The sequence below is a fragment of the Janthinobacterium sp. TPC_1 genome, assembly GCF_056037845.1.
Map to the genome: position 1 here is coordinate 6086997 of NZ_CP195157.1, position 13412 is coordinate 6100408.

The window sequence follows — 13412 nt, forward strand, 5'->3', positions numbered from 1 at the left end:
CCGCGCTGGAACTGGAAAGAATGGGGGAAAGTCAGGCGCCGCGAGCGGGGCGTATGATAGCAGATGCGGCCCCGGAAATACCGGGACCGGGCGTCCTAGAGCAGAGAGTCGCGCACGACGCCGCGTGCCGCCATGGCGCGCTTCAGTTTAATCAGCGCTTCCTGCTGGATCTGGCGCACGCGCTCGCGCGTCACGCCCATTTCCTCGGCCAGGGTTTCCAGGGTGGCGGGATCGTCGTTGTCGAGGCCGAAACGGCGCATGATCACCACGCGCTGCTTGTCCGGCAGCTTGGTCAGCCAGTCGCGCACCAGCACCGTCATTTCATGGTGTTCCGCGCGCGCGTCGGGGCTGTCTTCGCTGGCGCCCGGCAGCATGTCCATCAAGGACGATTGCGGGTCGTTGTCGAGCGGCGCGTCGAGCGAGGTGGCGTGTTCGGACAGGGCCAGGATATCCTGCACCTCTTCCACGGGACGGCCCACCAGGTGGGCGATGTCTTCCGCGGTGGCATCCTTGCCATCGTGGTGCTGGGCTTCCAGGTGGTACTTGCCGCGCAGAATTTGATTCAGTTCGCGCACCATGTGCACGGGCAGGCGCACCGTGCGCGCCTGGTTCATGATGGCGCGCTCGATGCTCTGGCGTATCCACCAGGTCGCATAGGTAGAGAAACGGAAACCGCGCTCGGGCTCGAACTTGTCGATGGCGCGCATCAGGCCGATGTTGCCCTCCTCGATCATGTCGAGCAAGACCACGCCGCGGTTGATGTAATGCTTGGCGATCGACACGACGAGGCGCAGGTTGTGCTCGATCATGGTTTGCCGGGCTTCGAAGTTGCCCTGCTTGGCCAGGGTGGCGTAATGCACCTCTTGCGCCGCCGTCAGCAGGGGGCGCGTGCCGATCTGGTTCAGATAGTGCTGCGTGGTATCGGTCGACAGCTCGGCCGCCAGCACTTTTTTCAGTTCATCGACACTTTCGACCAGCACGCTGACGCTGGCCACTTCGCCGCCCTCGCCCGCGTCGACGGCGTCAATGCCGTCGAGTTCGCCGGCATCGTCCGTCACGACTTCGTCTGCCCCGTCTTCCGGCAGTTCCGGGTCATCGTCCAGCTGGTCGTGCGGCGCGTGTGTCATTGCTTTACCTAACGGTTAGGCAGGAATTTCGAAGGGTCGACAGGCTTGCCCTGCTGGCGGATTTCAAAGTGCAGCTTCACGCGGTCGGCATCGGAATCGCCCATTTCGGCGATGGCCTGGCCTTTGTTGACGTTCTGCCCTTCCTTCACCAGAATGCTGCGGTTATGCGCATACGCCGACAATAAACTATTACTGTGCTTCACGATGACAAGATTACCATAACCACGGATTCCGCTCCCGGCATACATGACTTTTCCCGCGCCGGCGGCCACCACTTGCTGGCCCGCCTTGCCGGCGATATCGACGCCCTTGTTCTTGCCTTCGTCGAAAGTGCCGATGACCTTGCCTTCGGAAGGCCACATCCAGCTGATCTTCTCGTCGCCGGGCGCCGATGCCGCAGGGGCTGCCGCGGCGGCCGGTGCGGTGGTGACGGCCGGGGCCGGCGCTGGCGCGGGTTTGACGTCGCCGTTGCCGCCATCGGCGCGCAGCTCGGCCAGGGTGGCGTCGGAATACGCGCGTTTCTCGCCGCGCGGGCCCGTTTTCTTCGGCACGGCAGGTGCGGCCGGCTTGACTTCCGTCACCGGCGGCATGACGATGGCCGACGTCTGCGCGCCGCCCGTATCGCCATTCGGCGGCAGCACGCGCAGCACCTGGTCGACCTTGATGTCGTTCGGGTTGCTCAAGTCATTCCAGGCCACCAGGTCGCGGTAATTCTGGCCATGTTCGAGGGCAATGCGCAACAGGGTGTCGCCGCGCTTGACCGTGTAATAGGCCGGGTCGCGGTCGCGCGGATCGCTGGCGGCGGCGCTGCTGCCCGACGGATGGCGCTCGACGACGGGCGCCTGGACGCCCGTCGTGCCGCAGCCGCTCAACAGCGCGGCCAAGGTGATGCTACATAGAAGTATGTTACTTTTCTTAATCATTCGCATGTAATTGTATGTCCTGCTTGCTAGCTGATCCGGGGATCATATGGTGCCCGGGCGCAAAGGCACGAAATGGCAATCTTCCAGGGTTTGGCTAGTCCATTCCATTTTCCCCACCCGGGTAATGAGTTGTAAGTGTTGCAATTTAGCCCCCACCGGCGCAACCAGACGCCCGCCGGGCGCCAGCTGTTCCAGCAGGGCTTGCGGGACTTCCAGGCCGGCTGCGGCAAGGATGATCCCGTCGAAGGGCGCCGCCTGCGGCAGGCCAAGCATACCATCTCCGTACTGCAAGCGCAGATTCGACACGCGCAGCGGGCGCAGATTGGCCTTCGCCAGCTCGTGCAGGGGCCGGATGCGCTCGATCGAATACACCTCTTTCGCCACCAGCGACAGCACCGCCGCCTGGTAGCCGCAGCCCGTGCCGATTTCCAGCACGCGCTGCAAGCTGCCGCCCTGGCGCATCACTTCGATCATGCGCGCCACGATGTACGGCTGCGAAATGGTCTGGTGGTGGCCGATGGGCAAGGAGGCGTCGATATACGCCTGCGACGCCAGCGCCTCGTCCATGAACATGTGGCGCGGCACGGCCTGCATGGCGTCGAGCACCAGCTGATCCTTGACGCCCTGTTTCGCGATGCGCGCCACCATGGCACGGCGCACGGCCTCCGAGACGAGGGGATTTTGCCGCGGCGGCGGCACCACCGCCGCTGCGCCCGCTCATTGGCGATGGCTTGCGCGCGCGACGGCGCGATGGGCGCCGTTGCGCCATGGTGCGGCGCCCCGCCCCGCGCCGCGTTCTGAGCCGCATTCTGCGTGGCCGTCTGCGGCGTGGCAATGCGCGACTGGGCCAGCGACTGGCCCCCGCCCTGCCTGGCGGGCTTGCCGGCCAGCGAATCGAGGGTAAGGGGGAAGGTACGCGGCTTGTCAGTCATAGTGGGCGGTCATGCCAGGCCTTTTGCCAGTGCATCGAGTTGGGTGGTATGGGTCAGGTCGATCTGCAGCGGCGTGATCGATACTTGTCCATGTTCAACGGCGTAAAAGTCCGTGCCGGGACCGCCTTCCTTGGCAGCGCCGGCGGGGCCGATCCAGAAGATTTCACGGCCACGGGGATCGAGCGCGCGGATCACGGGTTCGGCCGAGTGACGCTTGCCCAGGCGCGTGGCCGCCATGCCTTGCAACTGCTCGTAAGGGATAGCGGGTATGTTCACATTCAGCAAATACGGTTTCTGCAGGGCGTCGAACTGGCGCTCGACGATTTCCCTGGCCACGCGGGCGGCCGCGTCCAGGTTGGCCCAGCCAAACTGCGACTGGGAAAAGGCGATGGCGGGAATGCCGAACAGATAGCCTTCCGTGGCGGCGGCCACCGTGCCCGAATACAGGGTGTCGTCGCCCATGTTGGGGCCGTTGTTGATGCCGGACACCACCAGGTCGGGACGCTCGATGAGCATGCCCGTCAGCGCCACGTGCACGCAGTCGGTGGGCGTGCCATTGACAAAATAAAAACCGTTGGCGGCCTTGTGCACGGACAAGGGCCGGTCCAGCGACAGCGAATTGGATGCGCCCGAGCGGTTGCTGTCGGGCGCCACCACGACGATCTCCGCAATGGGTGCGAGCGCGTCAGCCAGTGCCGCCAGGCCTGGCGCCAGGTAACCGTCGTCGTTACTGATAAGAATTCTCATAACGAGATTTTACCTGAAGCAATGCCAACACTGCGCGTGCCGCACGCCGATAGACAGCATTATTTATGCCGCCGCGCTGACATGGCGCAAGGCGTCAGCGCTGATCGGTGCGCGCCTCGGACAGCGCCCCCTCCAGCGCCTGCACTTCATCCTCTTGCAAGGCCAGCAAGGCATTCAAATCTCCTTGCAATTTGTACATTCTTTTCAGCTGCGCCATGCCGCGCCTGCGCAGCTTGCCCGGCACGCCCGGGCGAAGCAGGCAAGACTTCAAATGTTCGGCCAGTTCGCCCGCCTGCGCATACTGTTCACGCTCTATCATGCCTTGCAACATCGCGATCATGCTGGCCAGCGTATCCGGCTCGGCCCCTTCGTGCCCGTTGGCACGGCCGGCCAGGATGGTTTCCTGCAAATGCCGCGCGCCGTCGAGCACGCTATCCGCATGCCCCGTGACGGGGGCGTTCAACAGCCGGTCGCTGCCGCTGAGCACGGCGTCTTCCAGCAGGCGCGCCGCCTCGCTGTCGCCCTGCTGCTGCAAGGTGCCGGCCAGTTGCGTCTTGCTGTGCAAGGTATCGAGGTGGTCTTCGCCCAGCAGGCGCGCGTGCACTTCCAGCACCTGTTCCTGCACGCTGCGCGCCGCATCGAGTTCGCCGCGCCGCAGCAGCGCTTCGGCCAGCTTGCGCTGGCTCATCAGGGTTTCCGGATGGTCGAGTCCATGCGTGCGCTCGCGCGCCGCCACCTGGTCTTCGTGCAACTGGCGCGCGCCGGCCCAGTCGCCCTGCCCCGCCACGATATCGGCCAGCAAGTCGCGCGTGGCCAGGGTGGCCGCATGGTCGCTGCCCAGGCGCCGCTCCTGCGCCTGCAGGACGGCAGCGAGCAGGCGCCGCGCGCCGTCCAGGTCGCCTTCGCGCCCCAGCGCCTGCGCCAGGGCCAGCTTGCTGCGCAAGGTATCGCCATGCTCGGCGCCAAACAGGCGCTCGCGCGCCGCCACCACCGTGGCCAGCACTTGCCGCGCCTGCGCCAGCCGGCCCATGCGCAGCAAGGTGGCGGCGCGCCCATTCATCGCTTCCAGGGTCAGCGGATGCTCGCCGCCCAACTGGCGCGCGTAGGCGGCCAGCACGGCATCCTGCAGCAGCAGCGCCGTCGCCAGCTCGCCCTGCAGCAACAGGGTTTGCGCCAGGCAAGCTCTGGCTGCCAGGGTATCGGGATGTTCGCCGCCCAGCACGCGCTCGCGCACGTCGACCACGTCTTCTTCCAGGAAACGGGCTTCCTCGAGCTTGCCCAGCTGGCGCAGCAGGCGCGCCATGCCGCTCTTGCACGCCAGGCTGTCGGGATGCTCCTCGCCCAGCAGGCGCACGCGGATCTCGACGCTCTGGCGAAAGGCCTCGAGCGCCTGCGCGCTGCGGCCATCTTTGCGATACAGTTCGCCCAGGCGCGCCAGGTCGCGTGCCAGCGGCAGCGCCACGGCGCGGCCCGGCTCGGCCAGCAAGGCCTGGCGCGCTTCGCCGATGGCGCCCAGCAAGGCGATTTCGCGGCCCGATTGCCACGGAAAGTAGCCGCCCGTCATCCAGTGCAGGAAGGCTTCGAAGGTGCGCGTGAGGGAAAAGCGGTCGCCGCCCTGGTCGATGCGCACGGCCAGCTGCTCGCCATAGGCAAAGGTTTTCGTCTGCTGCAGCTGGACTTCGTCAAAATAGCTGTCAAGGGAGATTTGCGGCAAGCCGTAGGAAGTGCGCAGCAGGCGCTCGAACATGGGCTGGAAGCCGGCGATGCCCTTGTGCGCGTCGCCGCGGCGCCACTCGGCCCGCTGCGCGCCGTCGCCCATTTCTATGCGCGAGGGCAATGGATACACGAGTAGCGGACGCTGTTCGTCCTCATGGCTGCGGCGGTATTCGATGGCCCGCGTGACGAGCGCATCGACGCCTTCCAGGCTTTGCCGGTTCGGCGTGAAGACCACCACCAGCTTTTTCGGCAGCAAGGTGGTGCAGATGCCGGCGCTGTCCGTGCGCCCCGTGCGCGAATCGACCAGCACGTAGCGGAAATGCTGGGCCAGGGTATCGGCAAAGCAGCGGAACAGGGCCGGGCAGGTATCGAACAGCTGGTCCCAGCGCATCTGCGCCAGGCGCTCGCTGTAGCTGGCGTCGAAGCGCCCCGCGCGCATCAGGTACAGGGGACTGCCCTGGTCGACGCGCACCACGTACTGCTGCCAGTCGATGGCGTCGAGCACGCGCTGGGCCAGCGCCGCATCGTCGCGGCCCGCGCCCTGCCCGCCGCCTTCCAGGCTGAAGCGTTCTAGCTGCTGGCGGCAGGCCTCGAAGAATTCCAGTACGCCCGGACGCTCCTCGTGCTGCTCGAAATAATGGTGCAGGCCCGGCGCCTCCATGTCCCAGTCCAGCATCAGCACGGGCACGCTGGCGTTTTCGCGGCGCGCCAGCAAAACGGCGATGTTCGACAGGGCCATGGTGCGGCCGGTACCGCCCTTGTAGGAATAGAAGGTGACGACTTCGCCAGGGGCGCTCAAAGGTGGCAGGGAGAGGCGCGTTGGCATTCCATGACTGTACCTTTTACGTGATTAACGTGGAAAGTGGGGAGGCGGAATGGTGCGCCATTCCGGTGGAATGGCGGGCAACACGAAACGGCTGCAATCGTGGCCGGGCGGTGTTGACCGCTTGAGCAAGTGGTAATGCGTGGCGATGCGCTGCACGATGCGTTCGATGTCGGGCAGGTATTGCGGATTCGATTTCAGGTCGCCGCTGGCCAGGGTGTAGCCGGAGAAATCGACGTACAGCCCCGACTCCGTGATTTGCGGCGGCAAACCGTCCGGATGGCGTGTCATGATGATGGGGATGATCAGGTGGCTGGGCAGCTCATACCAGGCGCGCCGCTCCTGCTCGATCAGTTGCATGGCGGCAAATTCGCGCCGCGTGTAGCCGTGCGCTTCATATTTCGGCGTGTACAGCACGATCATGCAGACGCTCTGGCACATGGCGCGCGCCACGCGCAGGTCGATATCGTCGCCGCCGCCCAGTTGCTCGCTGTCGATGAACAACACTTCCTCGCGATCGAGGTGCGGCTCCAGATAGCACGCCAGCGCCTCGATCAGGTCATTCTTGAACTTGTTCATGAACGCATATTGGCCGTGTGCATAGCTCAAGAAACAGCCGTAGCGGATCTCCATGGCATCCCCCTGTTCCCCGTGCGGCTCTGCCATCGCCGCGCCTCCATCCTGCAAGGCATGAGTTCACTGTAGACCGCCCGGCAACAACCCTGTTTGCGCTGGCGCAAAGATGTGTCTGGCGTCCTGGACATGAAGGAAAAAGCCAGAAACTGGCGCGATCGCGCCCATTCCTGGCATGCCAGGCGCGCAGGCAGGCGCCGCGCGAAAAACGCGACTCGCCTGATAACAAAGGGAAATATGCCGACGCGCGGATGGCGCCGGCTGGGCGGACTAGATGCCCTTGGCGGGCAGGTTGCGGAAGAACTCGACCACTTCGGCGGTATCGCGCGTGCGCTTGAACGGCGGCAGGCTTTGCCAGATGCGCTTGCCGTACGGCTTGGAAATGAGACGCGGATCGCAGATCATCAGCACGCCGCGGTCGCCCTCGTCACGGATCAGCCGGCCGGCGCCCTGCTTCAGGTTGATGATGGCTTCCGGCAGCGAGTGGTGCATGAAGCCGTTCTTGCCCTGCTTTTCCATCACTTCGATGCGCGCGGCCAATACCGGATCGTCGGGCGGCGCGAACGGCAGCTTGTCGATGATGACGAGGGACAGCGCATCGCCGCGCACGTCGACGCCTTCCCAGAAGCTCTGGCTGCCGATCAGCACGCCGTTGCCGGCGGCGCGGAACTGGTCGAGCAATTCCGTGCGGCCCTTTTCTCCCTGCACGAACAGGGGGAAGTTCAGGCCGCGCTGCCTGAATTCGTCGGCCAGGCGCTCCGCCGCCCGCTTGACGGCGCGCAAGGTGGTGCACAGGAAGAAGGTGCGCCCGCCCGCCGCCTCGATGATGGGCAGGGCGCAATCGATGACGGCGTCCGTGTAGCCCAGCGAGTTTGGCTGCGGCAGGTTTTGCGGCACGAACAGCAAGCCCTGCTGGCCATAGTCGAACGGGCTCGGCCACGTGTGCGACGGTTCGCCAGTCAAGCCCATCTGTTCAGAAAAATGCTTGAAGTCGTTTTTCACGGCCAGGGTGGCGGACGTGAAGATCCAGCTGCGCGGCGTGCCTTCGCGCTGGTTGTTGAAGATCGGCGCGATCGACAATGGCGTTTTATGCAATTGCAGGGAGCTGGAAAACGCTTCCACCCAGAACACGGCTTCTTCGCCGGCCGCCACTTTGGCTTTCGGATCGAACTTCCAGCCGCTCAGCTGCTGCGCCAGTTCGACGCCGCGCACGCGGCACTGCTCCAGGGTTTCCGCCCGCTCCGCCTGGGTTTCCAAGACGGCCACCATGCCGTCGAGCTCATCCTTGAGGGTGTCGAGCGCGGGGAAGAAATCGCTGGACGGGGCGATCTGCGGCAAGGACAGGCGTACGATATCCTGCGGGAACGTCAGGCGCAGGTCGCGCGCCGCCTTTTCCACCACCGTGACTGTCTTGGCCCAGTCGATGCCGCGCGCATGCGCGAGGCCCTCGGCCAGCACGTCGCGGCACAGTTCCAGGATTTGCGAGGTGGACACTGTGTTGCCAAAGAACAAGGTGGCCGTATCGGGCAGCTGGTGCGCCTCATCGAAGATGATGGTATTGGCCGACGGCAGCAATTCCGCCACGCCCGTGTCCTTCAGGGCCACGTCGGCAAAGAATAAATGATGGTTGACCACCACCACGTCGGCCTGCTGGGCTTCCTTGCGGGCCTTCATCACAAAGCAATCCTGGTAATACTGGCATTCGGCGCCCATGCAGGTGTCGCGCGTGGACGTCACCAGATTCCAGATCATGGCGTTTTCCGGCACCTTGGCCAGTTCCGCCTTGTCGCCCGAGCTCGTCATCTTGATGAAGCGCGAGATTTCGCGCAGGTGGCCCACGTCGTCGCGCGACGTCATGTCATGCGGCCGTTCTGCAGGGTGCGTTCCAGGTGATAGTGGCAAACGTAGTTCGAGCGGCCTTTCAGCAAGGCGACGGAGACAGGCGCCTGCAACGCGGCGCGCACGGTGGGGATATCGCGCAGGAACAATTGATCCTGCAAGTTCTTCGTGCCGGTGGAAACAATGGTCTTGCCGCCCCACATCAGGGCCGGCACCAGGTAGGCAAAGGTCTTGCCTGTGCCCGTGCCCGCCTCGGCGATCAGGGTCGTCTGGCTGTCGATGGCGCTGGCGATGGCCTTGGCCATCTCCGTTTGCGAACGGCGCGGCTTGTAGCTGCCCACGGCCGGACCGAGCGGGCCGCCGGCGCCGAACAGGCGCTCGATATCGGCATCGTGCTTGCCAGGCGCCGCCTGCGGTTCGGCTGGCAGACTGGCTTGCGGATCGGCAGGCTGGCCATCTGGGTTTACTGGCAATAAATTGTGATCGGTCAAAATATACTTAGGTGAAGACTGGACTGGACGCTACTGGCGCCCCTCAGGCGGGAACGTCGGGCACCAACTGCATTTTCAGCAAGGTGATGTGATCCTTCAATTGCAATTTGCGCTTTTTCAGGCGGCGCAGTTGCAGCTCGTCATGGTGGCCATCGAGTATCAGCAACTCGATGACGGCATCGAGGTCGCGGTGTTCCACGTTGAGTTCAATCAGGCGCCGCTCTATTTGCTGTGCATCGCTCATGTGTTGCGTTCCAGGCAGTGTTGGTAACAGTGTTGGGAAACCGGCGCGCGCAGCGTACGCAGGCAGCCATGGTGCATAGTTTAACCTGCCGCGCGCGTTAGGGCACGCCATTTCCGGCATGCCCCCTGCGCGGCCGTCTTATTTGGCCGGCGGCACGGGCACTGGAACAGGGACAGCAGCGGCCGGCGTGCCGGCAGCCTCCGCGGCCGCCTTGGCAGCCTTGGCCTGCGCTTCGGCCTGGCGCTCGGCCAGGCGTTGCGCCACTCTTTGCTGGCGTGCCACGGCGTCAGCCTGTTTTTTCGCATACGCCGCTTCGCGGGCCGCGCGGCGCGGCGCGTCGGCGGCATCGGCGGCAGCCTGTTTCGCCACCTTCGCCGCTTGCGCAGCTTCGCGCTCGGCAACGCTCTTGCCTTCCGGCTTGGGCGGCGCCGGCTCGGGCGTGACCACTTTCACGGGCTTGGGCGGAGCCGCGGCCCGCTGCTCGGCGTCCAGGCGCGCATCTTCCTGGGTCCGGGCCAGGTCGATATCGCGCAGGCGCACGGATTCGGCGCGCTTGAAGTAATTCGCTTCCGCTTCGACGGCGCGCAGGCGCACGAGGATCAGGCGGCGCTTTTCCTTGGCCTTGTCGAGGCAATTGTTCACGAAGAACTTGTCGTAGCACTCCAGTTCGCGCGCGGCGAACTCGTTTTCCGCAGCCTCGCGCTCGCTGGCGACCTGCTTCAGCTTGGCGTCCGCTTCGTCCACCGACAAGGTGGCGGGCACCTGCGGTACACCGACCTCATCCAACGCGGACCGCCCTGGTGCGCGCAGCCGGACAATGCCAGGACCAGGCCCAGCGCCGCACCCAGCTTGTATAGTGTATTTGCCATCATCTTCATTATCCCTGCCTCAAACGATCGCGTCGGCCGCGCCGCGCTGTTCTTTTTCCATGTATTCGCGCGATTGCATCTCGATGATACGCGAAACGGTGCGGTGAAACTCGTTGGCCAGCGTGCCGTTCGTGTACAGCTGCTCGGGCGCCACTTCGGCCGACATGATCAGCTTGACTTTCTGATCATAAAACACGTCGATCAGCCAGGTAAAGCGGCGCGCCTCGGACGACTGCGCCGCCGACATGGCCGGTATCCCCGACAATATCACCGTATGGAAGCGGCTGGCGATTTCCAGGTAATCATTTTGCGAACGGGGGCCGCCGCACAGGGTGGCGAAATCGAACCAGATGATGCCGCCGGCGCGGCGCAGGCAATGGATTTCGCGGCTCTCGATGCGGATGCGCGCATCTTCGTCGGCCGTCTCGGCGATGCGCGTGTAGGCGTCGCGCAGGGAGCGGTCCGTGTCCGCACCGAGCGGGGTATAGTAACTTTCCACCTGTTCCAGGGCGCGGCCGCGGTAATCGACGCCGGCGTCGACGTTCATCACGTCGAGCTTGTCCTTCAGCAGCGCGATGGTCGGCAGCATGCGGTCGCGGTGCAGGCCGTCCGGATACAGCAGGTCGGGGTCGTAATTCGAGGTCATGATGAAGGACACGCCATTGGCGAACAGGGCCGACAGCAGGTTGTACAGGATCATCGCGTCGGCGATGTCGGAGACGTGGAATTCATCGAAACAGATGAGGCGGTATTTCTTGGCGATGCGCTTGGCCACCTCGTCGAGCGGGTCGGCCACGCCTTTCAATTCGTCGAGCTGCTGGTGCACGCCGCGCATGAATTCGTGGAAGTGCAATCGCGTCTTGCGCACCAGGGGCACGACCGAATAAAAGCTGTCCATCAGGAACGATTTGCCGCGCCCTACCCCACCCCACATGTACACGCCTTTCGGCACGGCGGGACGGTTGATCAGGCGCTTGAAGGTGCTCGAACGCTGGCCCTTGTAAGCCACCCACTCGTCATAGCACAGCTGCAGGCGGTCGACCGCGCGCCGCTGGGCGGCGTCGGCCTTGAAATCACGCTTCTGCAGCGCGTGCTGGTAAAACTCTTCTACGTTCATGGGATTCGCTTTAACGCACAAGGGCGCCGGCGGAAAAAATCCGCGAGCGCCCCTGCTGGACTAACTACAATTAAAAGTTCAACGTACGCTTGTCAACCGCCAGTGCCGCTTCCTTGGTCGCTTCCGACAGGGATGGGTGAGCGTGGCAGATGCGCGCGATGTCTTCGGCCGAGGCCTTGAATTCCATCGCCACGACGGCTTCGGAAATCAGTTCGGAGGCCATCGGGCCGACGATGTGCACGCCGAGGATTTCATCGGTGGTCGCATCGGCCAGGAATTTCACCATGCCCGAGGTGTCGCCCAGCGCGCGCGCACGGCCGTTGGCCATGAACGGGAAGGTACCGGCCTTGTAGGCGATGCCTTCGGCCTTCAGGGTTTGCTCGGTCTTGCCGACCCACGCGATTTCCGGCGAGGTGTAGATCACCCAAGGAATCGTGTTGAAGTTGGTGTGACCGTGCTGGCCGGCGATACGCTCGGCCACGGCAACGCCTTCTTCTTCGGCCTTGTGCGCCAGCATCGGGCCGCGCACGACGTCGCCCACTGCCCAGACGTTCGGCAGGTTGGTCTTGCAGTCGCCGTCGACGGCGATGAAGCCGCGTTCGTCCAGCTGCAGGCCGACCTTGTCGGCACCCAGGCCATTCGTGTTCGGCGTGCGGCCGATCGAGATGATCAGCTTGTCGAACACGGCTTTTTGCGCTTCGCCCTTGGCGTCCACGAATTCCACGGTGACGTCTTTCTTGCCTGGCGTGATCGCACCGATCTTGCAACCGAGGTTGATCTTCAAGCCTTGCTTGGTGAACAGCTTCGACGCTTCCTTGGCGATCTGCTCGTCGACGGCGCCCAGGAAGACCGGCAGGCCTTCCAGCACGGTGACGTCGGAACCCAGGCGGCGCCAGACGCTGCCCATTTCCAGGCCGATCACGCCGGCACCGATGACGCCCAGCTTGGCGGGTACGGCGTCGATGGCCAGTGCGCCCGTGTTCGACAGGATCAGTTTCTCGTCGAAAGGTGCGCCCGGCAGTTCGCGCGCGTTCGAACCCGTGGCGATGACCACGTGCTTGGCGCTCAGGGTTTCGTTGGCTTCGCCCGTCACGCTGATGTCATACGTGCCAGCGGCGGCGGCAGCGAAAGCGGCGCGGCCGTGGAAGAAGGCGATCTTGTTCTTCTTGAACAGGTACAGGATGCCGTCGTTGTTTTGCTTGACGACGGTGTCCTTGCGCTTGAGCATCTGGCCCAGGTTCAGCTTCAGGCCGGCGACGTCGATGCCGTGCTCGGCGAAGCTGTGGCCCGCGTGTTCGAAATGCTCGGACGATTGCAGCAGCGCTTTCGACGGGATGCAGCCGACGTTGGTGCAGGTTCCGCCAGGCGCGGCGCCGCCCTTGGCGTTCGACCACTCGTCGACGCAAGCGACGGAAAAGCCCAGCTGCGCTGCGCGGATGGCGGCGATGTAGCCGCCAGGGCCCGCACCGATGACAACTACGTCAAATTGTTTAGTACTCATGTTTTGTTATTCCAATCTCTTCGTCTGGTACGAAAATCCACAATAGAAGGTAAATCACCACGCCGAAGCCGAAGGTCAATGTAAACAGGACGAAGACGAGGCGCCAGATCCACGCTTCCATGCCGGAAGCGCGGCCCAGGCCGCCGCACACGCCACCGAACCAGCGGTCGTTGCGCGAACGGCGCAGGCGGTTGAATTCCTGCACCAGGTCGTTCGCCGGGCCGGAGCCGGCAGCGGCGCCGGACGCATTGTCCGGCTTGTCCAGGTTGATATTGCTCAAGAGCTTGGCTTTCGCTTGCGCGAATTCCGCGTCGCTCAGCTCAGGGCGCCCGCCAGGTGCAACTCGTGCAGACGCTTGATTTCTTCAGAGACGTTCATGGGAATCCTCTTTCATTGAGATCAGCCAGCTGCGTCTTCTGGCAAGGGGTATCAGCTACATTGCCCCGGCGG

9 protein-coding genes and 3 pseudogenes are annotated in these 13412 nt (G+C 64.2%); all 12 read right to left on the minus strand.

Features of this window, described 5'->3' with window-relative positions:
- Positions 1-95: 95 nt before the first annotated feature.
- On the minus strand, positions 96-1127 hold the full coding sequence (gene rpoS, locus ACQVLG_RS29625) for an RNA polymerase sigma factor RpoS (protein WP_077407335.1): 1032 nt from the start codon (positions 1125-1127) through the stop codon (positions 96-98).
- 8 nt (positions 1128-1135) lie between these two features.
- On the minus strand, positions 1136-2050 hold the full coding sequence (locus tag ACQVLG_RS29630; protein WP_230542208.1) for a peptidoglycan DD-metalloendopeptidase family protein: 915 nt from the start codon (positions 2048-2050) through the stop codon (positions 1136-1138).
- 42 nt (positions 2051-2092) lie between these two features.
- Positions 2093-2982, minus strand: a pseudogene (locus ACQVLG_RS29635) (protein-L-isoaspartate(D-aspartate) O-methyltransferase).
- A gap of 9 nt (positions 2983-2991) precedes the next feature.
- Positions 2992-3729 carry a 5'/3'-nucleotidase SurE gene (gene surE / locus ACQVLG_RS29640; protein WP_099762953.1) on the minus strand — a complete coding sequence of 246 codons (738 nt, stop codon included), beginning with the start codon at positions 3727-3729 and terminating at the stop codon, positions 2992-2994.
- A 94-nt stretch (positions 3730-3823) separates the two neighbouring features.
- A complete protein-coding gene (locus ACQVLG_RS29645) occupies positions 3824-6244 on the minus strand; it encodes a tetratricopeptide repeat protein (protein WP_474292140.1) in 2421 nt (806 codons plus the stop codon).
- A 51-nt stretch (positions 6245-6295) separates the two neighbouring features.
- Entirely contained in the window at positions 6296-6901 is a 606-nt protein-coding gene (locus tag ACQVLG_RS29650; RefSeq protein WP_230542169.1) for a toll/interleukin-1 receptor domain-containing protein, read from the minus strand.
- Positions 6902-7171: 270 nt separating this feature from the next.
- Positions 7172-9213, minus strand: a pseudogene (locus ACQVLG_RS29655) (ATP-dependent DNA helicase).
- A 61-nt stretch (positions 9214-9274) separates the two neighbouring features.
- Positions 9275-9475, minus strand: a complete 201-nt coding sequence (locus ACQVLG_RS29660) for a YdcH family protein (RefSeq protein ID WP_034752051.1) — start codon at positions 9473-9475, stop codon at positions 9275-9277.
- 138 nt (positions 9476-9613) lie between these two features.
- Positions 9614-10261: a hypothetical protein gene (locus ACQVLG_RS29665; RefSeq protein ID WP_474292141.1), complete on the minus strand. Its 648-nt coding sequence runs from the start codon at positions 10259-10261 to the stop codon at positions 9614-9616.
- Between the two features lie 102 nt (positions 10262-10363).
- Positions 10364-11461 carry a cell division protein ZapE gene (gene zapE / locus ACQVLG_RS29670; RefSeq protein ID WP_230542171.1) on the minus strand — a complete coding sequence of 366 codons (1098 nt, stop codon included), beginning with the start codon at positions 11459-11461 and terminating at the stop codon, positions 10364-10366.
- 70 nt (positions 11462-11531) lie between these two features.
- Positions 11532-12962 (minus strand): dihydrolipoyl dehydrogenase, encoded by a 1431-nt coding sequence (gene lpdA / locus ACQVLG_RS29675; protein ID WP_230542172.1) that lies wholly within the window; start codon positions 12960-12962, stop codon positions 11532-11534.
- Positions 12952-13340, minus strand: a pseudogene (locus tag ACQVLG_RS29680) (PspC domain-containing protein). Before ACQVLG_RS29680 ends, lpdA begins: the two are co-directional and overlap by 11 nt.
- Positions 13341-13412 lie beyond the last annotated feature (72 nt).

Coding starts and splice junctions, on each gene's coding strand:
- rpoS (WP_077407335.1), bottom strand. CDS start 1,127: ATGACACACGCGCCGCACGACCAGCTGGACGATGACCCGGAACTGCCG.
- ACQVLG_RS29630 (WP_230542208.1), bottom strand. CDS start 2,050: ATGATTAAGAAAAGTAACATACTTCTATGTAGCATCACCTTGGCCGCG.
- surE (WP_099762953.1), bottom strand. CDS start 3,729: ATGAGAATTCTTATCAGTAACGACGACGGTTACCTGGCGCCAGGCCTG.
- ACQVLG_RS29650 (WP_230542169.1), bottom strand. CDS start 6,901: ATGGAGATCCGCTACGGCTGTTTCTTGAGCTATGCACACGGCCAATAT.
- ACQVLG_RS29660 (WP_034752051.1), bottom strand. CDS start 9,475: ATGAGCGATGCACAGCAAATAGAGCGGCGCCTGATTGAACTCAACGTG.
- zapE (WP_230542171.1), bottom strand. CDS start 11,461: ATGAACGTAGAAGAGTTTTACCAGCACGCGCTGCAGAAGCGTGATTTC.
- lpdA (WP_230542172.1), bottom strand. CDS start 12,962: ATGAGTACTAAACAATTTGACGTAGTTGTCATCGGTGCGGGCCCTGGC.